At 40.0% G+C, this 26,210-nt stretch carries 11 protein-coding genes; 4 read left to right on the forward strand and 7 right to left on the reverse strand.

The features are described 5' to 3' along the window. Positions 1–46: 46 nt before the first annotated feature. The 5 genes from BSI_RS10745 to BSI_RS23085 all read right to left on the reverse strand — a co-directional run bounded on the left by BSI_RS10745 (position 47) and on the right by BSI_RS23085 (position 21,572). On the reverse strand, positions 47–4,834 hold the full coding sequence (locus BSI_RS10745) for a type I polyketide synthase (RefSeq protein ID WP_003238822.1): 4,788 nt from the start codon (positions 4,832–4,834) through the stop codon (positions 47–49). After that, on the reverse strand, positions 4,834–17,361 hold the full coding sequence (locus tag BSI_RS23075; RefSeq protein WP_003238824.1) for an SDR family NAD(P)-dependent oxidoreductase: 12,528 nt from the start codon (positions 17,359–17,361) through the stop codon (positions 4,834–4,836). Before BSI_RS23075 ends, BSI_RS10745 begins: the two co-directional genes overlap by 1 nt. Before the next feature lie 23 nt (positions 17,362–17,384). After that, complete coding sequence (fabD, locus tag BSI_RS0121185; RefSeq protein WP_003238828.1) at positions 17,385–20,675, reverse strand: ACP S-malonyltransferase; 3,291 nt, start codon at positions 20,673–20,675, stop codon at positions 17,385–17,387. A gap of 391 nt (positions 20,676–21,066) precedes the next feature. After that, complete coding sequence (locus BSI_RS23080) at positions 21,067–21,246, reverse strand: YkyA family protein (protein ID WP_003238831.1); 180 nt, start codon at positions 21,244–21,246, stop codon at positions 21,067–21,069. Positions 21,247–21,383: 137 nt separating this feature from the next. Then, entirely contained in the window at positions 21,384–21,572 is a 189-nt protein-coding gene (locus BSI_RS23085) for a YkyA family protein (protein ID WP_003238834.1), read from the reverse strand. Between the two features lie 418 nt (positions 21,573–21,990). Here BSI_RS23085 and BSI_RS10735 point away from each other — a divergent pair, with 418 nt between their 5' ends. Both BSI_RS10735 and def read left to right on the forward strand, forming a co-directional pair. After that, positions 21,991–22,140 carry a YjcZ family sporulation protein gene (locus BSI_RS10735; RefSeq protein WP_003238837.1) on the forward strand — a complete coding sequence of 50 codons (150 nt, stop codon included), beginning with the start codon at positions 21,991–21,993 and terminating at the stop codon, positions 22,138–22,140. A 108-nt stretch (positions 22,141–22,248) separates the two neighbouring features. Further along, entirely contained in the window at positions 22,249–22,803 is a 555-nt protein-coding gene (gene def / locus BSI_RS10730) for a peptide deformylase (RefSeq protein WP_003238838.1), read from the forward strand. 41 nt (positions 22,804–22,844) lie between these two features. On the opposite strand, the gene BSI_RS10725 is transcribed toward def, so the two are convergent. After that, positions 22,845–23,618 (reverse strand): Cof-type HAD-IIB family hydrolase, encoded by a 774-nt coding sequence (locus BSI_RS10725; protein ID WP_003238839.1) that lies wholly within the window; start codon positions 23,616–23,618, stop codon positions 22,845–22,847. A gap of 382 nt (positions 23,619–24,000) precedes the next feature. Between BSI_RS10725 and rnpZA the strand changes: the two genes are divergently transcribed. Together rnpZA and rnjA are read left to right on the forward strand one after the other, a co-directional pair. Beyond that, positions 24,001–24,210 (forward strand): RNA polymerase subunit omega 1, encoded by a 210-nt coding sequence (gene rnpZA / locus BSI_RS10720; protein WP_003238840.1) that lies wholly within the window; start codon positions 24,001–24,003, stop codon positions 24,208–24,210. Between the two features lie 5 nt (positions 24,211–24,215). Continuing rightward, entirely contained in the window at positions 24,216–25,883 is a 1,668-nt protein-coding gene (gene rnjA, locus BSI_RS10715; protein WP_003238841.1) for a ribonuclease J1, read from the forward strand. Between the two features lie 237 nt (positions 25,884–26,120). Here the strand turns inward: rnjA and BSI_RS22755 are convergent. Then, positions 26,121–26,210 (reverse strand): adenine deaminase C-terminal domain-containing protein (locus BSI_RS22755; RefSeq protein WP_219858578.1); only part of this gene is annotated, 90 nt, incomplete at its 5' end.

Consider the following 26,210-nt stretch of genomic DNA (forward strand, 5'->3'; position numbering starts at 1 on the left):
AAAACATATCATCCCCTTTACAAATTACATTGTTGAACATCCAGTGTTAATCCAGCATTTGAGCAAGCAAATGATCAGCTTCCTCTGTCGTCAACTCGCCAGCCTGCAATTGACCGAGCAGCTCGGTCAATTTTTCTTGTGTCACGGATGAAACCGGTTTCTTTTGATACGGATCTCGATCTGAAAATACCTCGCCTTTTCGGAGTGTTACGTTTTGCAGTTGCACAAGCAGGTCTCCTTGATGATTCACCAGCATAATATCGTAAGTAAACTCGAATTGATCTTTTTGGCTTGTTTTGCGTGCATACACCCAGCATTCTTCCGGTACTTTCTGGTGGATATAAATCTCACCTATTGAATAAGGTACATATACAAAAGCACGTTCTCGTCCTTCGGTGATGCCAAACAATGATTGCAAAGCCCCATCAAGCAGAGACGGCGGCAATATACTGTTATTAAAGGTATGTGCTGCTTCTTGAGGTAGTATTAAATGCGCCAGAGCTTCTGTGTCTCCGCCCCATAATCGTTGAATTGACTGAAAGCTGCGGCCATAGTCAAAACCGTTTTCCCGGAAGTGTCGGTAACATTCATCATGTTCATGGATAAAAGCGCTTCTCTTGATGATCTCGTGTCTGTCAATACTCTCTATGTGCTTGGCATTTTGATGAGCATCATAGCTTAATTCTCCTGATGCAAATACGGCTTTTGTACCTGCATCTTCGTCAGCCGCCATTTTAAAAAGGATGCGTCCGTCTTCGACAGAAATGAAGGAGTAAACAATTATGCTCTCTTGATATAACATTGCCGGTCTAATAAATGTAATGTTTTTCAAACCAGAGACCTTTTTCCTGCGATACGATAAATTTCCTGCGGCACATGCCATTTCAAGAAAAACCGCCGCAGGCAAAATACGCTTATCTTTCACCACATGATCCTTTAACCAGATCTCTTTTTCCATTACTGTTTTTTTAAAATATTGCTGCTCAAGGGTAGATTCGTTAGAATCAAGCAACGGATGCAAGACGGTTTTATTTTGCAATGCTGAAAGCTTTTCATCAGAAACACGGGGCACCCAATAAAATTCCTCAGCAAACGGATACAAAGGAAGATCCACCCGCCGTGCTTTAGGTCTATCTTCATATAAATTTCTCCACTGAATATCAACACCGTAAGACCATAACTTAGCAAGGTCATTGACGTCCCTTTTTTCCATAACAGCTTTAAGGAATTGTTCTTTCATTTTCCGATCATGGAAAACAAAGACTTTATCATAATCTTTAGTCACATTGCCCTTGTATACATTGTCTCCAATTATTCCTTCATCACAGAAAAGCTTCAAATTTCCCCTAAGTTCATGCAGATCCGATGCGACAAAAGCAACTCTCTCTTCCATCGGCTCCCTACACGTTTGCAGTGTATAAGCAATATCAGCGACCGATACGGCTGTCTCCTGGTCTGTATATTGAAGAAGACGACGGGCGTATTCCCTTAGCCTGTCTTCGTTTCTTGCTGAGAGAACTGCGGCATAAGGACCGCTACATGTATATTTAACAGAAGCAATATGATTTTCATATTCTTCAAGAATAATATGGGCATTCGCCCCCCCTGCTCCAAATGAACTAACCGCTGCCCTTCTACGAGTTATACCGGCTTCTTTACGCCACTCCTCTTCTTTTTGCTGAACATAAAAAGGCGTATTTTCGAAATTTATATTAGTATTTAATCGCTCAGAATGAATGGAAGGCGCCAATTTTCGGTGCTTAAACTGAAGCAGTACCTTTGTAAGCGCCGCTATGCCTGCAGCAGATTCTAAATGTCCGATATTTGATTTAACTGAACCAATTGCACAAAATTGTTTATCATCGGTAAATTGTTCAAAAGCTTTTGTCAGCCCCGCAATTTCAATCGGATCTCCAAGTGAAGTACCCGTTCCATGTGCTTCCAAGTAACTGATGGATCTTGGACTAATGCCTGACTTTTTAAAGTTTTCGGCGATCAGCTCAGCTTGCGCATTTGGATTTGGAACAGTAAAACCATTTGTTTTCCCACCATGATTTACAGCTGTTCCTTTAATCACACCATAAATACAGTCTTGATCATTGATTGCTTTATGTAACGGTTTTAATAGTACGGCTCCCGCCCCTTCTCCTGGAACGTAGCCGTTTCCACCTTCCCCGAAGCTTCTGCATAGACCTTCTGTAGAAACAAAATTCCCTTGGCTCAGCCAAAGATATTTGTTAGGGTGTATGGACACATTTACGCCCCCAGCTAACGCAATCTCACTTTCTCCCCTTTTTATACTTTCACATGCCAAATGAATGGCTGTCAAAGATGACGAGCACATCGTATCTAAAGCAATACTTGGTCCAGAGAAATTAAAAAAGTATGAAACTCTATTAGCTATAGAAGAAAAAAAAGAACTGAGCGCAACAGCATTGCCTTTTGCTGTCTCCTCTGCACCAAATAATTGATATTGCCCGTACATTGCTCCTACAAACACCCCTGCTTTCATACCGTCAAGCCGATCCCTCGTATACCCGGAGTCTTCAAACGTATGCCAAGCGGTTTCAAGAAAAATACGTTCCTGAGGGTCCATCATCTCAGCTTCTTTATGGGAAATGTGAAAAAACAGCGGGTCGAATTGATCAACACGATTAATAAACCCTCCCCATTTACTGTTGATTTTCCCTCTGTCCATTCTGTCAGGACTGTAGTCCGATCTGAAATCCCACCGTTCTTTAGGGATCTCGGTAATACAATTCTTTCCACCAATGATGCAATCCCAGAATTCCATAACATTATCTGCCATTGGATATCTGCCGCTTACTCCAATAATTGCAATATCTTCATTAATTGGTGTATTTACACTCACTGCATGTGCAGGCTGTCTTTCCTGCTGCATTTTTGTATGTTTTTTCAGCTTTGGTGCGGCTTCTATTAGAGCTATCCCAGCTTCCTTCAATACTGTCTCTTTAAACGATTTCAGAAAGAAATCAGCAAGCTCATCGACGTTCCGGTATTCGAAAAAGATCGTTTTAGGCAAATCCCCGAACGTATCTTCAAGCTTTGATATAAGCGACATGATTATAAGTGAATTAATCCCGAACTTTTCAAAAGAATCATAAGCATTTATTTTATGATTAGGGATTTTCAATTCACTGCAAATGGTTTTGATAAAATAATCATTAACTTTATCCTTAATTACAATTTCATTATCTTCAGTGTTTTTCTCTATTTCCGTTTGATTGTCTGAAGGAGTCAGTTTGCGGAAAGGGATTGTTTTTAAGAGCTTGTCCCGGTCTCCTTCCACAGGCATTATGTTACTAAATGAAGATTGCATCATTTTATCAAAAGCTTTAAAAGCCGCTGTTGAATGTATCGGAATCATTCCGAATTTCTCTTTCAAATGGACTACAGCACTGTCATCAAGATTCATTCCGCCCTCTTTCCATAGCGGCCAATTTATTGAAAGTGTCTTTCCATTTCTGTTCAGCTGATTTCGGAACATCGCATAACTGTCCATAAAACTGTTGGCGTACGCATAATCACTCTGACCGGCATTTCCGTTCGCAGCAACAGAAGAAAACAGAATAAAGAAATCAAGATTTTCATCTTTTGTCAGCTCATCCATCCAAATCGTTCCGAATACTTTCGGCTTTAATACTTCAACAAACTCACTCAGATTTTTTTTAGCAATAAAAGAATCTTGAATGAGACCTGCAGCATGGATAATGCCGCTTATTTGGCCATGCTGCTGTTTCACGTCACGGATGAATTGCTCAGCCTTTATTCGTTCCGATATGTCCGTCTGTATATACTCAACAAAAGACCCTTTTGCGTTTAGTTTTCTGAGCTGTTCCTTCTGAACTTCGCTTAAAGCTGAACGGCCTGTCAATATGATAACCGCCTCAACTTCGTTCGCGATATGTTCCGCAAACATAAGACCGAGTTTTCCTGCACCGCCGGTAATGATATACACGCCGCCTTTATGATATGATACATGCTTCGGAGCTAATGACTTTGCATTTTCTAAATCAATATGCTGCATTCCTTTAATATACCTGCTGTGAGAGTCAATTAAAATTTCGCATTCATTTGATTGAAAGCTTTGTAATTCATTACATGCCATCTCCCACAATTGCGAAGCGGTAGGATCTGAATCAGGCTCTTCTCTATGAATTTGAAGCGTTTTCGCCTTCAATTTGGAGCTTTCCATATTTACCGTTTTTATAAAACCCCCGACCGCTTCATTAAACGGCTGATTCTGACCGTTTGTCCAATACATATGCAATAATTTCGTATTATCATATTTTGCTTTTATTAAAGCCTTTGTTAAAACAAATAATGGCAAAATCCCGTTGAGAAGTGCCTTATGAATCAACTCTTCACTTAATTCCGGAACAGCGCTGTTCCATAGGTATAGAACACATCCAGGTGTAAATTTGCTTTTTTCCAAGTCTGCAAACAGGTTTTCATAATGAGCCTCATTTGACGGGTCTATTGTGTATACATTTTGCTCCAGACAGCTGAAATAAACATTAGGAGTTACGAGAATAACATGCACTTGATCTTTGTAAAGCATACTAATATATTCTGTAAGTCGTTTATCTCGATCAAAAATTAATATGCTTCTTGGCGCCTGTTGTTTCTGTACATCATCATTTTTTGACGATATCCAATCTCTTTTAAAAAAGACAGTTTGGGACGCAGCTTGCGATTGCTGCTCCGTCCCATTTTTTATTTGTTCTTTTCTGTAAGTGCGAATTAGTTCTAATCCTGTATCAGGAGACATCTGCTGTTCTTCAATCAAGGAAAGTATTTGTTTAATATGCACTATTTTACCTCCAGCAGTTGATAGACTTGGTCAGCGGAAAGCTCACCGTTTTTCAATTGTTTTAATAGTAAAAGAATTGTCTGATCTTCACTGTCTTCCGGCAGTAATCCTCCCGCGTTCACTTTTCTGACAGAAAAGTTATTCATGCTTGCAGCAATTTCTCCGTCCTCATTAATAAATTGGATGCTATACGTGCAAAATCCAGTCTCTTTTACACGTGCAAAACATTTTTCCTCAAGCGGGCCACAAATAACAAGCTCCTCAAGTGAATAAGGAACATATAAGCTTCCTTTATCATTATCATTTAACAAAAATGCGACCGATTGAAATCCTCCGTCAATCAATGACGGATGAAGTTTAAAATGCTTAAAATCGTTTTTCAGCTGCTCTGGCAGCACAAGTTCTGCCAGTACCTCCTGACCGCTGCAGTAAACGGCGGTCAGGCTTTGAAACCCAGAGCGATAATCCAGCCCCATTCTGCTGAAATACTGATAACATTCTTTACGGCTAATTTTTGTATCACTGCTGTGTTTAAACAATTCAATATCAAAGTATTCAAGCGGTCTGTCAATATTTGATTCCTCGAATTCTGCAATACTTTGTGAGCAGATTTGCAATTCACCCTCCGGCTCTTCTGTGCAGATTGTTATATTCAGTTTATCTTTTTGCATTTGAAGACTTGAATAGATGTGAAACGGTGTTCCTTCGTAGGTAATTGGTTTGTTCCATACGACATCTTTAATCTTACATATAGTGTTCTCAGCAGCTATTTCCGAGGAGACAAGAGCCATTTCAAGATATGCTGCTCCAGGTAAAACAGGACGCCCAGAAACAAGGTGATCGGTGATAAAAAATTCAGAGCCGGTAATATTTGTTTTAAACTTCAAGCTCTTTAAAGTTGACAAATTTTCGCTTAACAAAGGATGAATCCGCTTTTCCAGTTCAACGTTTTTGATTTTCTGTCTGAACCAATAACTCTCCCTTGCAAAGGGGTAGGATGGCAACGGTATTTTGTTATATGTCTTATTGAATATTTGCCGCCAATCCACTTTTGCTCCCTCGGCCCACCATTGAGCCACCAATTCCTCTTTACCGCTTTGAATAGCTTCTAGAAGAAGCTCTTCAGTTATAACTGTGTATTTCTTTTTATTTTCACTAATAAATACGCCTTCTTGTTTCTTGTTAAACTCAAGGAAGCTGATGTATTTGTCTCTTAACTCTCTTATATCAGAAGCACATATAGCGATTCTTTCTTCCATTTCTTCGCGCCCGTTTTGCAGCGTACTTGCCATATCAGTCAGATTAACCGAAACTTCTTTTCTGATTGCATGATCCAAATACTGAATCATCAGCTTAATATAGTCGAGCAATTGATCATTGGTTTTCGCTGACAACACGAAAATGTGGTTTCTTCTACTTTCCGATATTCCCCTGTTCTTTTCTCTGTATTCTTCTAAAACAATATGTGCATTTACACCTCCAAATCCAAAAGAGCTGACACCTGCTCGCATTGGTATGTCAACGTACAGTTCATCTCTCATTCTTTTCCATTTTTCATTTGTATCTGTTATATAAAACGGTGTGCCATCTAATTTGATATATGGATTAAGTTCAGAAAAATTAACAAGTCCAGGAAGTTTTTGATATTTAAACGCCAATAATACTTTGATCACCCCAGCTATTCCAGCAGCCGTTTCTAGATGACCTATATTTGTTTTAACTGAGCCTATCCCGCAAGACTTTTGTTCAGTAAAAGGAATGCCCCATTCTTCATATAATGTTTTGAATGCTTTTACAATGCTGTTTACCTCAATTGGATCGCCAAGGCTTGTCCCTGTCCCGTGAGCTTCAATATATCCGACCGTTGCAGGACTGACACCGGCTTTCCTCCAAGCTTCAGTTAATAAATCTACCTGCGCCTTCGGATTTGGTGCAGTCAAAGAATTGGCGTGTCCCCCATGGTTTATCGCTGTTCCTTTAATCAGGCCATATATGTGATCCCCATCCGCTTGTGCTTTACTGAGCGGTTTAAGCAATACCGCCGCTGCTCCTTCACTTCTCACATAGCCGTCCGCTCTTCTATCAAACGTTTTACACTTTCCGTCTTTTGCCAGCATACCTGCTTTGTCGAAAGCTATAAACAGGGTCGGGCTTGTCATAATATGAACTCCCCCTGCAATGGCCATGTCAAATTCTCCCCTCTGAATACCCTCTGCCGCACGATGCAACGCAACCAATGAACTGGAGCAAGCCGTGTCAACCGGTTCGCTTGGACCCGTAATATTCAGCAGATAAGAGATTCGATTCGCCAGTATACAATGATTTAGGCCAGTAGCTGTCTGTGCCTGAATCGGGGTAAGATTTTCACTGAGTCGTTCAGCATAGTCTGTTGTAGCAACACCAGCAAATACAGCGGTTTTAGTCCCTGCCAAATCAGAAGGTTTATAACCTGCATCTTCTATTGCCTTCCAAACTGTCTCTATAAAAATCCTTTGCTGTGGATCCATTAATTCTGCTTCCGCAGGAGAAATTCCGAAAAACAAGGGATCAAATTTATCTGCGTCGTTTATAAATCCCCCTCTTTTTATATTCGTTTTATTTCTCTCTTTAATCGGATCACCATCAAATTCCCTCCAGTCCCAGCGGTCTTCAGGAATATCTGTAATCAAATCACGGCCCTTTTCGATTTGTTCCCAAAGTTCCTCTATTGTGTCTGATTGAGGGAATCGTCCGCTTATCCCCACTATTGCAACAGGCTCATTTAACGTGCCTTCTGCTTCACTGTTTTCTTCCGAAGAGGTAAGAGCAAGATCAGCATATGCGTCATCATAATCCAAAGACGGTTCCACTTCGTCTATTTTTTCAGCGTCTGTTTTGGAAGAAGAATCGGTTGAAAAACTGTAACTGTCCCCATACTGATCTATTAAATAACCTGCAACTTCATCTAACGAATTGTATTCAAAGAAAATGGAAGGCAGCAGGTCTGTTCCATACCTTTGATTAATTTCATTTCCAAGCCTTGTAAAAGTAATAGAATCAAACCCGTATTCACCAAATGAAGTTTCTCCTTCTATTTCTTGCCTTTCTATCTTCAAAAGAGCTGAAATGATATGTGCAATTTTCTCTTTCAGATATTCTCTGGTGTTCTTATTCTCATGATCTAAAAGATTATTCTGCACCTGTTCTTGTGAACATTCATCATGTATATAATCAAGCAATTCATAAAAATCATAAAAATCAAAAAACTGGGATGGCATTATTGAAATTCCTAATGATTCGTTTAATTCATTACCCAGCATTGTAAACATAATTGAATCAAATCCATATTCACTTATAGGCAGCTCAAAATCAAATTCACTTTCATTAATCTTCAATACGGTGCAGATAATGCGTGCCAAAGTGTTTTTCAGTGAAGATAGAGTTCTGTCTGGCTCATTATTTTCTTCAATTGCTTCTCTATTACCTTTTTCTTCGGCGATACCTATGATTCGCTCCAATTTTAATTCATTGCCGCTAAATACCATGATTTGATGTTCACACCCTGTCATTACTTTATCAAATGCTGATAGACCCTCTTGTTCACCTAAGGACAGCATCCCAAAATGTTCATATAGAAATCTCTCTGAGTGTCTGTCAACTTGCATGCCGCCTTCTTTCCATAACGGCCAATTAATAGAGAGTGTCTTTCCAGGTTTGTCTTCAGCTGCTCTCAGCTCCGCAAAATAATCCATGAAACGATTAGCATAAGCATAATCCGTCTGTCCCGCATTCCCTATTTTTGCACTAATTGATGAAAACAGGACAAAAAAGTCCAGTGGCTCTTTTGCTGTGTACTGATCAAGCCAAATCGTACCATGTACTTTGCTTGCTAAGACAGCTCTCACATCCTCTTCACTTTTGTTAATGAGTAATGAATCTCTTATAACGCCCGCGCTGTGTATAATGCCCTTTAAAGAGCCTAGTTTGCTTTTTATAAGATTTATCAGATCGGCGGTATTTTTTTCCTCAGAAATATCAGTCTTAACATAAAAAATTTCCGATCCGGAGGCTTCCAGTTCTTTTATACGCCTGACAGATTCCTCAGAAAGTTCTGACCTCCCTATCAACACTATCTTTATTCTGCCTTTTTGTATAAGGTGCTTGGCAAATATCAGTCCTAGTCCGCCTGCTCCTCCTGTAATGAGATAAACTCCATTTTCTTCCACTTCAACTTTTGAAATGCCGTTCGTATATTTAATACCGACGGACTTCTTCACGTATCTGATTCCATCCACATATCTGATTTCTGTGGAACCGCTGTCGCTAGCAACACTTTCTTTTACGATGCAGTCCAACTCCGGGAGAAGGCCATTCGGCAGCAACTTCTGCCCGCTGCATATTTCAATATTTCTACCTGTAAACATAGGCTGTTCTAGATGAAGCGCCTGAAAAAGACCGCTTAACGCCATTTGATAAGGTAAAACTTGATTTTTTTCTGTAAAAAACACATGAGATATTTTTATTTTATTTTTGGGCTTCACTGACATAAGTGCTTTCGTTATATAGAAAACCGGAAAAACAGCCTCATCAAGTTTACTTTTAATATCATGCGAAATTTTCGTTTCGGGACTCTTTCCAAACAAAACCACATGTCCGATTGTTACTTGCCTTCGCGTAAGAATCCCCAGCAGTGTCTTGTAATCGTCAAGTTTATGACTATTCAGCTCATATGAATAGATTCCCTTTTCTTTAAATTGGTTCCCGGCTCGGACAAAGATTAGCTTCAGGCCAATGCTTTCATACGCATTGCGAATGTGCTGCTCTGTTATATCGTCATGGAGCACAATAGCCAAACAGGTGTTTGAACGGCAGATGTCATCTGAATGGTGATTAAATTCCTGAACCCATTTGTCCTTATAATAACTGATTGAATTCTCCGTTTTTACAATTTGATTGTGCTGTGGGCTCTTTAGTGCTTTGAGAGCTAAGTTTCTCAGTTTCAAACTTACTTGGCCTTTATCATCCATATACGTAATATTGAATCTTTTTACAGATGAAGCATTCTTTTCATCAGCTGGTATGACATAAGCATAACCGCTATCCGAGGGAGCACTCAAAATCTCCAGCTCTCCTAATTCAAAAGGCAAATATGGCACTTGACCGCCATCATGCTCAAGCGTAAATCCGATAGTTGACTGGAAAATACCGTCTAACAAACATGGATTCAGCATTCCTCTGGCTCCATTTAACTGAAGATTGTCAGCAAGAGATATGCGTGAAAGAACCGCGTTTGGAAGGATAAACAGCTGCTTAATCACTTGGTAACTGCTGCCATAGTCCAAGCCTGCCTGCTTAAAGCTCTTATAGCACTCATCACCATTGATTGTGCTTTTTTGCTCCTTTAACAAATTATTCAATTCAAATCGTTCTATTTCACGTGCTGCTTCTGCCTCGTAGAACTTAAGTTTACCTTGTGAATGAACAGCGGTTTCAGAATACAAATTACTTTTCACTATAAACCTGCTGCTGCCTTCTTGATTGGGAAACAGATCAATAGCAATTGTCTTTTCTTCCTGAACGGTAATTGGAAGTGACCATACGATTTGACTCAACTTCACAACTTGTTTTCTATTTAATCTCTCTGCTGCTTCTCTTGCGGCTTCAATGACCGCAGCTCCCGGTAAAACAAACTCGCCATTTATGATATGGTCTTTCAGATAATAATCAGAACTTGACAGCTTTTTGTTAAACCGGCTTTCTCCCGCTGAAAAATTAAACAAAGGGTCTGGATCGACCAATTCTTTTTTCTGCATATGAACAGACTTCGAAACCCAAAGTTTATTCTTTAAAAAAGGATATGTGGGAAGCGCAATTTTGCTTGCAGCTCGCTCAATATGGATATCTTCCCATGTCAAATCTCCCCCTGAGACCCAATATTCAGCCATCTCTGCCATTGTTCGTTTATCTGCCTGCATTTGTATACCGGTTTGTTTTTGTCTTCGCTTCTGATTGATCTTTTTTCCTCTGAATATACTTTGATCTGTATCCCCATTAATGTACTTATTCAGTTTAGAGATTAAATCATAGACATCTTTTGATATAATGGCGAGCCTTTCAGACATAGGCTCACGTCCATTCAGGAGCGTAAAAGCAATATTTGAAAGACGTACAGGTTTGTAAAGTCCCTCTTGCTCGTAAAACTCACTGACTTGTTTCTTATTTTGTTCCAAAAAGCGTTCTTCCGTAAAACCTTCTGTATCTTGCGGCTGCCTGCTTCTTAAATTGTAAAAGTTATAAATTTCGTCAATCCATGACATGAACAGGTCTGACTGCCAATCGGGGCTTCTCGCAGTCTTTATGTCAACGCCGCATTTTTCAGCTGCTTTTTTAAACTCTCCCTTAACTGCCTGCAGAAGAGAATGGTCATGTTTTTGACTGGCCCTTTGGAGATACCCTACAAGCTGTTTTGCATACTCTTGTAAACTTAGCGGATGTTTTGCTGAAAGTACAATAAGTTCTTCACCTTCCTGCCAGCTGGTATCAGAAATTGCAGGAGGCTCGTACTCTTCAACAAGGATATGTGCATTTGACCCACCAGCTCCAAAAGAGCTTAATCCCGCTCGTCTTGGGTATGTTTTTTCGGGATTTTTCTCATCAGTAAGCTTCACCCACTCAGATGTTTCCTGCTGAAGATGGAACGGTGTCTCGTCAAGATGAAGATCTGGATGTATTCGCTCAGCATGAAGTGTGGCAGCTATTTTTTTATATTTCATCTGTAATATGATTTTTGTCAGGCCGGCAATACCTGCTGCTGCTTCAAGATGACCTATGTTTGATTTAATGGACCCAAGCGAGCAATATGATGAATCGTCCGTATATTCTCTAAAGGCTTTTGTCAAGCCTCTGACTTCAATTGGGTCACCCAGCGGGGTACCTGTGCCGTGGGCTTCAATATAGCCGATGCTTCTGGCGCTCCAATCAGCTGCAGCAAGAGCCTCTTGAATAAGGCTTGCCTGAGCTGCTGGATTAGGAACGGTATAACCGTTCGTTTTCCCTCCATGGTTGATCGCTGTCCCTTTAATCACTGCGTACACCGTATCATTATCCCGAATTGCATCTTTCAGTGGTTTCAGAATAACTGCTCCTACACCTTCTCCGGGTACAAAACCGTCACCCCCTGCACCAAAGCTCCTGCATTGCCCTGTCTTTGAAAGCATCCCCATTTGACAGCGGTACAAGTAGTCCGACGGATGTAAATACAAGTTAACTCCCCCGGCAACAGCAATAGAGCACTCACCTTTTTTTAAACTTTCACACGCCATATGGATTGCAGTTAATGATGAAGAACAAGCTGTGTCAACAGGTACGCTTGGCCCTGTAAAATCAAATGTGTAAGAAACTCTGTTCGCAAGAGACCATGGAAACGAGTTTGGGATCACAGTATTTCTATCTGTCGGTATTCGTTCACCGAGCAGTTTATAAGAATTAGTCGTAACTCCAGCAAAAACCCCAACATGTTTTCCCGCTGTTTTTTGCAAACGATTCAGGGTATACCCTGAATCTTCAAACGCCTTCCACACAGTTTCCAGAAAGATACGTTCCTGAGGATCCATGGCTTCTGCTTCTCTTGGCGATATATGAAAAAACAAAGAATCAAATGAATCAGCACTCGGTAAAAAACCTCCCCACTTACAATAAATCTTTCCCTGTTGGGCTTTAGCAGGATCAGAATCATAATAAGCGCGGGCATCCCAGCGTTCTATCGGAACTTCTGTGATAGTATCTTTCTTTTGAGATAATACATCCCATAATTCCTCGATGTTCTCCGCACCGGGATATCGCCCGCTTATGCCGATGACAGCTATACCATCGTGTTTTTCTTTCTCCTTCATTACAGGCGCAATATGTAATTGAGCCGGATTAACAGCTGTAGAACTCTGAATTAGTTTTTCATTCTCTTTCGCAGGAAATAAACTATCCAGCCGATCCGGATATTCCTTTATGAGATAGTCTGCCAAGTCTGTGATGGTCTGGAACTCAAATAAAAGCGTTTTTGAAATAGCTCCTAGCGCCTGCTCCAGCTTTGAATTGCATTGATGTATCATGACCGAGTCCATACCATATTCAGCTAAGTGCACAGAATGGTCTATTTCCTCAGGTTTAACACCAACTTCGGCTGAAATAATGCTTGCTAAAAATGATCTCGTCTGTATTTTCACATCACCTGAAGCCAACTGAATTGTGTCGCTTATTTGTGTGTAATTCGTTTGAAATCGCTGCTCCATAAATTGTTCAAAACGGTCTGAATCTCCGCAGACTGCAATATTATGTAGCTGTCCGGACATCACAATCTGGGCGAACCAATCCGCCCCAGCTTCAGAAGACAATTCTTCAAGACCCGAATCACGAAAAAGTGATGTTCTCGCCTGATCTGATATACTCACTCCCATTCCGGTTTCTTTCCATAACGGCCAATTGATTGTTAAAGTACGCCCGTTGCGCTGAGATTTTTGACGCTTCTGTTCTCTATACTCAGCAAAGTGGTCTAAGAAGCTGTTTGCATATGCATAATCAGTCTGACCTTCGTTTCCTGCAATAGAGACCACTGATGAAAAAACAGCGAAAAAGTCCAAGTCAATCTCCTTCGTCGCATTATCCAGATACAACGTTCCTTGCACTTTCGGAGCTATGACTTCTGAAAGCTCTTGGTTTGTTTTTTGAAAAAGGAATGAATCTCTGATAACTCCCGCACAATGAATAATCCCGCTAAGGCCTGAATATCGTTCCATAATATCATCGACCATTTTTATTACGGTTTCTTTATCTGATATATCTGCCTGCATATAAAAGACTTCCGCATTAAATTGATTTAAATATTCCAACAGCTTCTGTTTTTTCCCGCGTAATGGAGAACGTCCTGACAGAATGATTGTGCATGTTTCGGATTTTGCACAATACTCAGCAATTTTACTGCCAATCCCCCCTAATCCCCCTGTAATTAAGTACACTTTATCTTTTCCGGGATATTGGACTGGGGAGAAGTTCGTTTTAGTCTTCTTCTCTAATACCTGGGCATACCTTACACCGTCTTTGTACATAATGTTTATGTTATGGTCCGGGGCTGCATCTATTTCTTTATATAAGATGTCTGACTCTTCAGAATACAAAATTGACATTGAGCCATTTGTAAAGCGAATCGCCTTACAGCACAGCTCAGGATATTCTTGCTTTACTGACTTAAAAAAACCGCCGATCCCTTCAAAACAGGGCAGTCTCTTTTCCTTATCATTACTGAATACATATATAAGCCGCACCTTGTTTATAAGGTTTTCACTTATTAATGCCTTTGTCAGGTAAAAAACGGAGTATATTCCTGTTTGCAATGCTTCATCAAATTCTGATTGTTTGTCAGCCCATGCATGCAAAATCGAATCTGGTATTGCATTTTTTTGCTTTAACAATCGAATCAGGCTTATATAATCTTCAGGGTTTTCTCTATTTATTGTGAACACATCATCGCTTATTTGCTCAAAACGATCACCTTTCGTGACAAGATATACAAATGTGTTCTCTCTCTCTTGCAATACTTCCGAATACCTCTTATGATCCGAAAAAAGCAAAATCGTACACCTTTGTCCATCAGTAAGAACTTCCGGCAACGGTGATTCCTTCCATACCGGTGCATATAATGACCGCTTTATATTCTCCACAGAAAATGCGTCTGTTTTTGATATTTCAGATTTCAAATCAAAATGATAGCGTTCAAATGGATAAACAGGTAAAACCGCTTTTTTCTTATTGTGATCACCCAGTCTTGCCCAAACAATTTCTTCTCCTTTTAGCCACATTTGCATAAACACCTGATAAAGAGACTCATCAGCCGATTTGCTCGGCTTAAAATATGCTTCATGCTTAATATTCATCGTAAGAGGCAAGGTTCCGAATTGAAAGGTGAAAAAGTTAGGAATTTCAATATCTCTATTCGGCTCAATTGTTTTTTCCGATATTTTTAGAACAAGGTCAGTTATCTCTTGATTTAAATCCTGTATTTGGTTGTGATCAGCCATTAATGGAAATCGGTCTTTTTCATAAAAATCGGACGGTGCCTGTTGTAAATACTTAACTGCCTGTTTTATTCCTTCCGGCTGTTTCAATAACATGCTCATAACAAGCTCTTTAGACAGCACACCGGCATCAATTAGGTACAAGAGTTCTTGAGAATATCGGTTTTCTGATAAGCCTTCTTGCTCTGTTAAATCCCATTTCTTATAGAGTCTTTGCAAAGAAGCAAGGATTGCTACTAACGTTACTACTTCCTCATCCGTCAGTTTTTCTCCGCTAAATCCTGATTCATCAATAATATTCTTCAAGACACTGATTTGCTGAGAGTGTGCCGACTTTTCCCATTCCTCTATGTAGCCTTTAAATGTATATTGATGTTTAAGAAGTAATTGTGCTTTTTTCCGTAAATGAATCGCAGATTCAACTGAGAAATGAATACCATTCAGTAACACCCTGATATAATTCTCATCCAACTGAACTGGAAAATAGGTTTTCGCGGTATACGGACTCAGAAACGGAATGGACGGCGGATCACAAAATAATGCCGCTGCCTTCTCAACATTCGCGATAAAAGCGTATACATTTTCAATTTTTAGTATACCGGCTACAGCAAGAGCAATAAAATACCCGTCTCCAACACCGGTAATACAGCTTGGTCTAAAACCCGCAGTCAGCATGCTTTTTACTATTGCAGTATTGATAACTACAGAATACAGTCTGGATTTTTCAGTTGTCCATTTCTCTTTAAATGTATAATCTACAGTCGAAATGCCTTGCAGCATTTTCTCTACTTCTTTTTCTATATTAGGGAATACCCTTTTAATCGCTGTAAATTGTTCGTAGCTTTCCCACTTTAAGTCACCAATAACAAGTATCCACTTACAATCATTTTTCTTATGAATCGTCACTCCATTTTCAATATGATTCCTTAATTCGGCCTTGCTGTCTGCTAATATGCCTGCTCTATACTCAAACGTTGCTCTGCCGGTCAGAAGCGTGCTGCTAATTTCTTCATGTGAACATTTTTGAAATTCCTCGGACTCGCCGGAAAATGATTTCCACTGCTGTAACATTTGCTCCATGCTTTTTTCACTTTTTGCAGAGAAAAGAAACGGTTGTATTTTACCGTTACAGCTTGCTTTTGATACTTCTTTGTGTATAAATTCTTCGATAATGACATGAGAGTTAACGCCCCCAAAGCCGAAAGAACTTATTCCCGCTCTAAGCGGTTCTCCGTCCGGAGCCTGCCAATCACATGAATTTCTTGCCAGAACAAATGGTGTTTTTTCAAATTGGATAATTGGATTCACCATATTTACATTTAACGTTTTCGGTATCCTTCGATGTTTCATCATCATTAACACTTTAATTAATCCTGCCATACCGGCTGCTGCTTCCAAATGACCGATATTCGTTTTGACACTTCCGATCCGGCAATATTGTGTATGATCAGTATATTGCAGATACGCTTTCGTCAAAGCTTCAATTTCGATTGGATCGCCCAAAGATGTTCCCGTGCCGTGTGCTTCAACATAAGAAATCGTTGAAGCATCTACATTGGCACTTTTTAAAGCAGATAAAATGACTTGACATTGAGCATCCACACTAGGCGCAGTAATTGAACGGGTTTTCCCGCCATGATTTACAGCTGTTCCTTTAATAATGCCGTAGATATGATGACCGGCTTTTACTGCTTCATCCAGTCGTTGAATCAATAAAACTCCTGCGCCTTCGCCAGGAACATAGCCGTTTGCAGCCGCGTCAAAACTCTTACATTTACCATCGGGGCTCAGCATTCTGGCCTTTGAGAATGATATGTATTTCCAAGGCTGAAAATTTAAATTCACACCCGAAGCAATGGCAAAATCGCTTTCCTTTTCCCTCAGTGATCTAACCGCTTCATCCAGAGCAACAAGCGATGACGCGCACGCAGCATTTACAGACATGCTTTTCCCCGTAAAATCAAATGCGAATGAAATGCGGTTGGAAAGAATAGACTCAAAGCTCCCCAGACAAGCATAGCTGTCTATTTCCGAATCAGCACAGCCCATCTGACGATAGTCAGAGTTCATAATACCTGTAAAGACAGAAGTAGTTTTATCCTGAAGCTCACTCAATGATACACCTGAATCTTCAATGCAGCGCCATGTCTCCTCTAAAAGAATTCTTTGTTCAGGATCCATGTTTTTTGCTTCACGAGGAGAAATATGAAAGAATTTATGGTCGAAGTATCTGGCCTGTTCAATAAACCCTCCCCATTTACTGATACTTTTATTTGGAATGTTGATGTCAGCAGAATAATATTGTTCAGGGTTCCACCGTTCAAGCGGCACTTCTCGAATGGAATCTTTGCCGCTATGTATATTCTCCCAGAATTCATGATAATCATTAGCATCAGGAAATCTGCATGAAATTCCTATAATTGCTATATCAGATGATTTATACGAATTATCGCTCCCAGTCTTTTTATTCAAATGATGAACCATTCGTTTCCAGCAGCCCCTCTCTTTTATTGAAATATCGTGTTCAATCGATGCCTTAGTAAGTTTTCTGCTTCAATCATTATCTTTTCACCGATTTCCCCAACATGCCTGTTTCTCCATGCTTCTAATTCTGTTCCCTTCACCCACTGATTAAAAGCACCCAGAGACGGACCGCAATGCACCTGATAATCCACCCTTCTTTTTTCTTCCCCTTCCAATGCAAACAAACTGGCTTTTCGCAAATACCACTTAAAAATTAATAACATCTTAAATTTTGGATTACGGTCCGCTTTTTCAACTAGATTTGGATATGTTCTTTTAATGTCTTCATAGATTTCATCAAAAGTTTTTTTAAAATACTTACTTTCTAACTGGATCTTTGTTTTATCATCTATCTCATCGAGAGACTGAAATTGCTGATACAATTGCTGCAATTTATTTGCTCTGACAGGGAACAACATTCCCCTTTTCATTACCTGGACCTTTGCGCCGAACTCAAACATAGCTTCGGAAGGTGCATAAGCAGTATCCTGTATTTCCATTTCACTCAATAATTCTTTGACAGATTCACTTGTGCCGGACTCAGCTGTACATTGATTGATAGACCCTGTCATAACAAAATCAGCTCCCATTAAAAAAGCAGAGGCTGCTGCTTCGGGAGTTCCGATACCTCCGGCAGCTCCAATTCTAATTCTCTTTTTATAGTTATTCGTTTTCATCATATCGTCACGCATCCTCATAAAAAACGGGAGCATAACTGATAACGCTCCTTGATCAGTATGACTGCCGGAATCCGCTTCAATGATCATATCGTCAGCTACAGGAATTCCGCTTAGCCATTTTACTTGTTGTGAAGTTAAAATGCCCTGTTCGGCCATTTTCTCGACTATGCTTGCAGGAGCTGGACTCAGAAACGCCGCTGCAACTTCCGGTCGGGATACTTTTGCAATGATTCGATTATAAGGCATGACATGACCGTCTTTGTCTTCCTTCAACTGTTGCGCTTTGTAATAAATTAATGCCTCATTAACGGAAAGGTACGAAGACGCTTCTATCACCCTTACATCATGTTTTACATATAAATCAATCAGCTGTTTTTCTTTATCTTGATTATCTGGTTCCGATTGAATATTCATTCCATAAAACTGACTTTTTTCGAGTCCATTCTTAATCGAAATAATCGCTTGCTCAATATCCTCAATTTCTAAGCCTGCAGTTCCGAAAAAACCCATCATTCCTTTTTCACCAAGACGGATGATCATTTCAGCTGAAGAAATTCCTCTATGCATGCCCCCTGCCAAATATGCATATTTCAAATTATAATCATTTTTGAAAGATTGATCTCCCAGTTGAGATTCTGGAGAATTTCCCCCAGTAGATTCTTTCCCTGGGATGGTTTCTGCCGTCAGCTCTATTCTAGAATTTATATCATCATCTTCAGGAATAAAGTCAACGACCTCGGGTGCGTTGATGATAAGCGGCAGCTCATTTTTTTGAATGGTTTGTGTCAACTTCGTCAGGATGTTGCCCGGTCCGACCTCTTCAAAAGCAGTTACACCCTGTCCCATTAGGTATCTGATACTTTCAGTCCATTTTACTGAATGTGTTATTTGTTCAATCAAGTTATGTTTAATGTCTTCTTGCTTATAAGGTCTAGCTAAATAGTTTGATATGACCGGAATGTTTAATTTCGAAAATTGAAAGGGTTCGATAAATTTGGCAAAATGCTTTTTCGCATCCTCCATAAAACGAGAATGAAAAGCTCCCCCGACTTTCAGAACAACATATGCCGTTGCCCCCGCTTGTTCAAAATATACAGCTGCCCGCTTTATGTCCTCGACTGCCCCTGCTATCACAATTTGAGACGACGTATTGTAATTAGCAATATCTATTTGATCAAAATCAAACTGTTTAAGCACCTCTCTTATTTTATTTTCATTGAGTCCAATGACAGCCGCCATCCCGCCTTGTGAAGACGCACTCATTAACTCTCCTCTTTTTGCAACTAATTTGAGCCCTGTTTCAAAGTCAAAGACACCCGCTGCAAATAAAGCTGTATATTCGCCGAGACTGTGTCCTGCTGTAAAATCCGGGGATGCTTTCCCCTCTTTTTTGAGCTTTAAATATTGAAGTGCGCTCACTGTATAAATCGCAGGTTGTGTATATTTTGTATCAGTTAACTTGTTGTCTATGTCTGATAGGCATAAATCCTTTATGGAATACCCTAAAATAGCATCTGCTTTATGAACCAGATCACTGAACTCATTAAATATGTCTCCACCCATTCCTTTAAATTGTGCACCCTGCCCAGGAAAAACGTAAGCCAGCATTTGTTTTTCTCCCCCTGTCCCATATTTCTGCCTTTGTTCTTCAATACGTTTGATTATCTGTTCCATGCGGTTGATCTCATTTCCAAACGGACTCAACACTGCATGAAACGACGATCTTGAATAATCTGCAGCACTCTCTTCGGCAATCCCCGCAAGACTGCCGGAGGGACTTGTATCGATATAGAATGCTGGGTTTCTTTTTTCATTAAAATCAACTGCATCCAGAAATCGAATGGGCTCTCTTATTGCATCCCAATGGTAGTTTTCAGGAATATATTTCAGTTCTTTACCGTACACCGAAGAGATGAAAGTGATTTTTGGTTTCTTAAAAACTTTATGTTTCATATATTCTTTAAACTTTTGTGCAGCACCATCGATTAATTCGGAATGAAAACCAAAACAAACAGGCAATTTTTGACTTGCAATTCCTTTTTTCTGCATTAGAGAGGATGCCTGATCTAATGCTTTTATTTCACCGGAAATAACGAAATGATTACGGCCATTCACCGAAACTAAATTGGTATTCTGTCGTAAAAAAGGCTCAGTATCATATAACAAAGGCTTACCCAGCACAGCCATCATTCCGCCTTGCTGACTGTAGTTTTCTAAAATTTCGGCCTGCTTTAAAACACACTCCATCGTTTCTTCAGGCGACAGTATTTCTGCTACTGCTCCTGCTGTAAATTCACCTAAACTCATTCCGATAACTCCGTCAGGCTCGATACCTTTTTGTATCAGTGTTTGTGCAGCAGCGTACCCCGTCATATAAATTGCCGGGTGAGAATATAGTATATTGCTGAAATTAGCATTTTTTCGTTTTTCATCATATATATACTCGATGATTGAATATCCTTTCAGCTCGATAGCAATGGCATCAAGTCGGTGCATTGTTTCTCGAAAAACTGTGTCCGTACTAAAAAGCTTTTTGCCCATTCCCCAGTATTGAGAACCTTGCCCTGAAAACATCAAAATGTTGGACTTTTGCATGTTATTTTATCTCCTCAAATTTCTTCTCTTGATTTAAACACAACATCTTTGAAAACAGCAAAAAACCTTTTATTTAATAAAAGGTTTAAGTACATGTTTGATTTGAATTAGCGGGCTAACTTCAAATGGTGCAAGTCATCGCATTCTATAGGGTCCTCACTCGTGCAATATTCATAATATTTATAATATTCAGTTAATTTATGATACAACTATGTTTCTATTGCATCATAATAAGACATAATGAATCCTCCCAACGTGCCGAAACAACGATTGGTTTTATGTGAATTTATCTCTAAATAAATTTTAGAGTATTAATTTCACATTGTCAATATCAAATACATTTATATCCTAGTTAAACTGTCTTTTTACGGGCGGCTTAGCTCATTTAATATCAACTCATATGCTTAATATACTTTGCTCCATATTTCCTAGTAAACAGTTTTTCTTTTTCTTTGTTGTAATCCTCAGCATAAGTAATAATTTCCTCCTCTTGTTTATGCACTTTTTCATAAACTGAATTTATTTTTTCAATTTGCTCTGCAAGCTGAACGAATGTCGCCTTTTTATCCATTATCTGCTTGTATAAATCTTTGTCATACGAAATAGCCTTATTCTATTTATGGCACATTGTGTCGATGCGGCATATCTTTTTCCACGAAATCGATTACACGATTAGCTTTTTCTCTCACTTTCTTATCCTTAACATCTTCAGCTGATTTTTTTTGCTGATTCAAATTCTTTTTTACAATCAGTAATACTGTCTTTTTCTGCTTCCAAATGTTTCTTGCGCTGGTTTGCATTATTTAATGCCTGATTGGCTATTGAGGCAATTTTTGAGTAATAATCTATATTTAAATTAAGCAAACTGTTGCAAAACTTCCGCTCTATATTTTCCATTTTTCATTACCAGTTTTTATTCTTTTTGAAATAACTTTTCCATTTGTACAGTTTTTCCATTGAATCATGAAGCAATTCAACCGGCTGCTTTCCTCCACAGCCTGCAAGCAGTATACTTACTGCCCCAATTGCTCCCATGCCCAAAAACATGGTTTCAGAAAATTTCCCATATAGAAATCCCCCAATTTTGACATTTTCGACTATAGATGCCTAATTGCCATTTGACAATAGCCAAGCGGAAATTACTTTCTTAAGGTCACCTGATGTGTCTGTCAGTAAATTGTCGAAGATAACCGACCAAAAACTTGAGAAAACAAGGCATATGACCATACAACTTTTTTGTTTTTACATAGCTTATAGTAGACGCTATGCCTACTGATAAAGGCTCTGGCGTAATTAAAAGAGGAGGTTTTGTAATATGTATGGATATGGTTACGGCGGAGGCTGCTGCGGTTATGGTGGTTACGGATATGGATATGGCTACGGCCGCACATTTGCGCTAATCGTTGTTTTATTCATTCTGTTAATCATTGTCGGAGCTGCTTATTTAGGCGGAGGCTGTTGCTAATCAAACAGCATGAACTTGACCAGCCATCTACGGCTGGTCATTCGCTCGTTGCACCTTTGTGAAGAAATCCGATATAATTTACATATTAAGCTTTAGGAGTGAAGTTTCTTGATTACTATGGAAAACATCGTACGTGACGGCCATCCAGCCCTAAGAGAGACAGCCGAACCTGTTGAGCTGCCTCCGACTGATGCAGACAAACAGCAGCTGGCCGACATGATCGAATTTGTTAAGAACAGCCAAAATCCGGAATTAGCCGAAAAATACAAGCTGCGTCCAGGCGTAGGACTCGCAGCTCCTCAAATTAATATCAAAAAACGAATGATCGCCGTTCATGCGGAAGATGCTTCCGGAAAGTTATACAGCTATGCTTTGTTTAATCCTAAGATCGTCAGCCATTCTGTCGAAAAAAGCTACTTAACAAGCGGCGAGGGCTGTCTGTCTGTTGATGAAGCGATTCCCGGTTATGTTCCCCGCTATGCTCGCATCAGAGTAAAAGGAACAACCCTTGAAGGCGAAAACATTGATATCCGTTTAAAAGGATTTCCGGCTATTGTGTTTCAGCATGAGATCGATCATTTAAATGGCGTTATGTTCTATGATCATATTGATAAGGAGAATCCTTTCAAAGAACCTGAAAATGCAATCGCGATTGAGCGCTAAAAAGAAAAAGCGTCTGGCACAGTGCAGTGCCAGACGTTTCTTTATTTTAAAAGGCCCAATTCTTTAACAGCGTATGCGATTCCATCCTCGTCTACAGGCTTTGTTACAAAGTCCGCGATTTGTTTTAATTCAGGAACAGCATTTCCCATAGCTACGCCTGTTCCGACATATTCAATCATTTGAAGATCGTTTAATCCGTCGCCGAAAGCATATGTATCGCTGATATCAAACGGGAGACGCTCAATCACTTTTTTAATCCCTTCCGCCTTTGAACCTCCGTGCGGCAGAACATCAGTCGAAAACTCATGCCAGCGTACGAGATCAAATTCAGGAAAAGCGGCATAAGCCTTTTCATCTTCATCCTGGCAAAATAAAAGAAGCTGAAAAATTTCTTTTCCTTCATAGAAAAGGTCATCGGTTTCTGGATAATCGGTTTTAAGGCTGCCGATTCCCTCCAGAACATGAGGATGATCCGCAACAGTCGCTTTCATCGTGTCCTCAGCCATGAAAACAACAGGATGTTTGCCCTCTCCCGCCTGCTTTAATAATCGTCTGATTGCCTCTTCAGGCAGCGGATTTTTATAGATCACTTGATTTTCAAAGACAACATACTGCCCATTATAGGAGATAAATGAGTGTATGCCCAGCTCCTCCAAAATCGGCTTAACCATAAACGGAGACCGCCCGCTGGCGATAAACACATGATGCCCTTGGCGCTGCAGCTCAGCCACCGTTTTTCTCGTACTTTCCGGTATATTCTTGTCATGATCATATATCGTACCGTCAATATCAAAAAAGATTAATTTTGAGTCCATTATAACTTCCCCTTTATCGTCATGATCTGCAATTCCCACCCTCATCATACAAAAAGATTGCCATTCAGCAAACTATTTCGTTCAAAAATCACATTAAATTCCATTAATAACCACGAAAAGTCTTCCTCAATCTCCGTATACTATTTGTATAAAAGAACGCTGGACAAGTTTATATTAAAGGAGGAACTAACAAATGCTGCGCAAATTAAGAAAGAAACTCAGAAGACAATGGAACGGAATGCTCCGCAAGAAAGCGATTGCCTGACAAGGGATCTTTCACTTTTCGAGAGGTCCTTATTTTGCTCAAGGCTTTCCTTATATTCCGTTTTCGAATATAATAGAGTAAGCGAGTCTAACATACGGCATTTAAGGAGAGATTTGGATGATTTATAAGGTATTTTATCAAGAAAAGGCTGACGAAGTACCTGTTCGGGAAAAGACAGATTCACTTTATATTGAAGGCGTATCTGAGCGTGACGTCAGAACAAAGCTGAAAGAGAAGAAATTTAATATTGAGTTTATCACACCTGTTAATGGTGCATTTTTAGAATATGAACAACAGAGCGAAAATTTTAAAGTATTGGAGTTATGAGCGGTATGAAATTTGTAAAAAATGATCAGACTGCTGTTTTCGCCCTCGGAGGGTTGGGCGAAATCGGTAAAAATACGTATGCGGTACAATTTCAGGATGAAATTGTGCTGATTGATGCGGGGATCAAGTTTCCCGAGGACGAACTGCTCGGAATTGACTACGTTATCCCTGATTACACGTATTTAGTCAAAAACGAAGATAAAATTAAAGGGCTTTTTATCACTCACGGGCACGAAGACCACATCGGCGGTATTCCGTACCTGCTCAGACAAGTAAATATTCCTGTTTACGGCGGTAAACTCGCGATCGGCTTACTTCGGAATAAACTTGAAGAGCATGGATTATTGAGACAGACGAAACTGAACATTATCGGTGAGGATGATATCGTAAAGTTCCGCAAAACGGCTGTGTCATTCTTCAGAACAACACATAGTATTCCGGATTCCTACGGTATTGTTGTAAAGACACCGCCAGGAAACATCGTACATACTGGAGATTTCAAATTCGACTTTACTCCAGTCGGCGAGCCGGCAAACTTGACGAAAATGGCCGAAATCGGAAAAGAAGGCGTTCTGTGCCTCCTTTCAGACAGCACAAACAGTGAGAACCCAGAGTTCACCATGTCTGAACGCCGTGTCGGAGAAAGCATTCACGACATTTTCCGCAAGGTAGACGGCCGAGTTATCTTTGCTACATTTGCGTCGAATATTCACCGCTTGCAGCAGGTAATTGAGGCTGCTGTATTAAATGGAAGAAAAGTTGCCGTATTTGGACGCAGTATGGAATCGGCTATCGAAATCGGACAAACTCTCGGATATATTAACTGTCCTAAAAATACGTTTATTGAGCATAACGAAATCAATCGTATGCCTGCTAATAAAGTAACGATTTTATGTACAGGAAGCCAAGGGGAACCGATGGCGGCATTATCAAGGATTGCAAACGGCACACACCGCCAGATTTCAATCAATCCTGGAGATACAGTCGTATTTTCTTCATCCCCTATCCCAGGCAACACAATCAGCGTGAGCCGTACAATCAACCAGCTGTATCGTGCAGGGGCCGAGGTTATTCACGGACCTCTTAATGATATCCATACATCCGGTCACGGCGGACAGGAAGAACAGAAGCTTATGCTACGTTTAATTAAGCCTAAATTCTTCATGCCGATTCACGGTGAGTACAGAATGCAAAAGATGCATGTCAAACTTGCAACAGATTGCGGCATCCCTGAAGAAAACTGCTTTATCATGGATAATGGTGAAGTATTGGCGCTTAAAGGTGATGAAGCTTCAGTTGCCGGCAAAATCCCGTCCGGTTCAGTATACATTGACGGAAGCGGCATCGGTGATATTGGCAATATCGTGCTTCGTGACCGCAGAATTCTTTCTGAAGAAGGCCTTGTCATCGTGGTTGTCAGCATTGACATGGATGGCTTTAAGATTTCAGCTGGGCCTGATTTGATTTCCAGAGGATTTGTGTACATGAGAGAATCTGGCGACTTGATCAATGACGCTCAAGAGCTCATTTCAAACCACTTACAAAAAGTGATGGAACGAAAAACGACTCAATGGTCTGAAATCAAAAACGAGATTACAGATACGCTTGCGCCGTTCTTATACGAAAAAACGAAACGCCGTCCGATGATCCTTCCGATCATTATGGAGGTTTAAAAAAAGATGCACTCACTTGAGAGTGCATCTTAGATTGTTGAAAAAATCCTAAAACGATTTTTAGTTTTAGGATTTTTTCATCTTTTCAGCGTGATTGAAAACCCTTGAATTCTAGGAAGGACGAGCATCGGAGCACAGCGAATGTTGAAATTCGTGAGCACCGAAGCGCAGGCCTGACAACGAATGCGAGGGTTTGTCGCCACGCTGAGATGCACTCACTTGAGAGTGCATCTTTTTTTATTGTAATCCAATATGCTGAAATGACTTCACATCAAATAATCCCGTTGTCGTCATTTTAATGTCGGGAATGACAGGCAAAGCTAAAAA

The sequence above is a fragment of the Bacillus inaquosorum KCTC 13429 genome (assembly GCF_000332645.1).
Classification (GTDB): Bacteria; Bacillota; Bacilli; order Bacillales; family Bacillaceae; genus Bacillus; species Bacillus inaquosorum.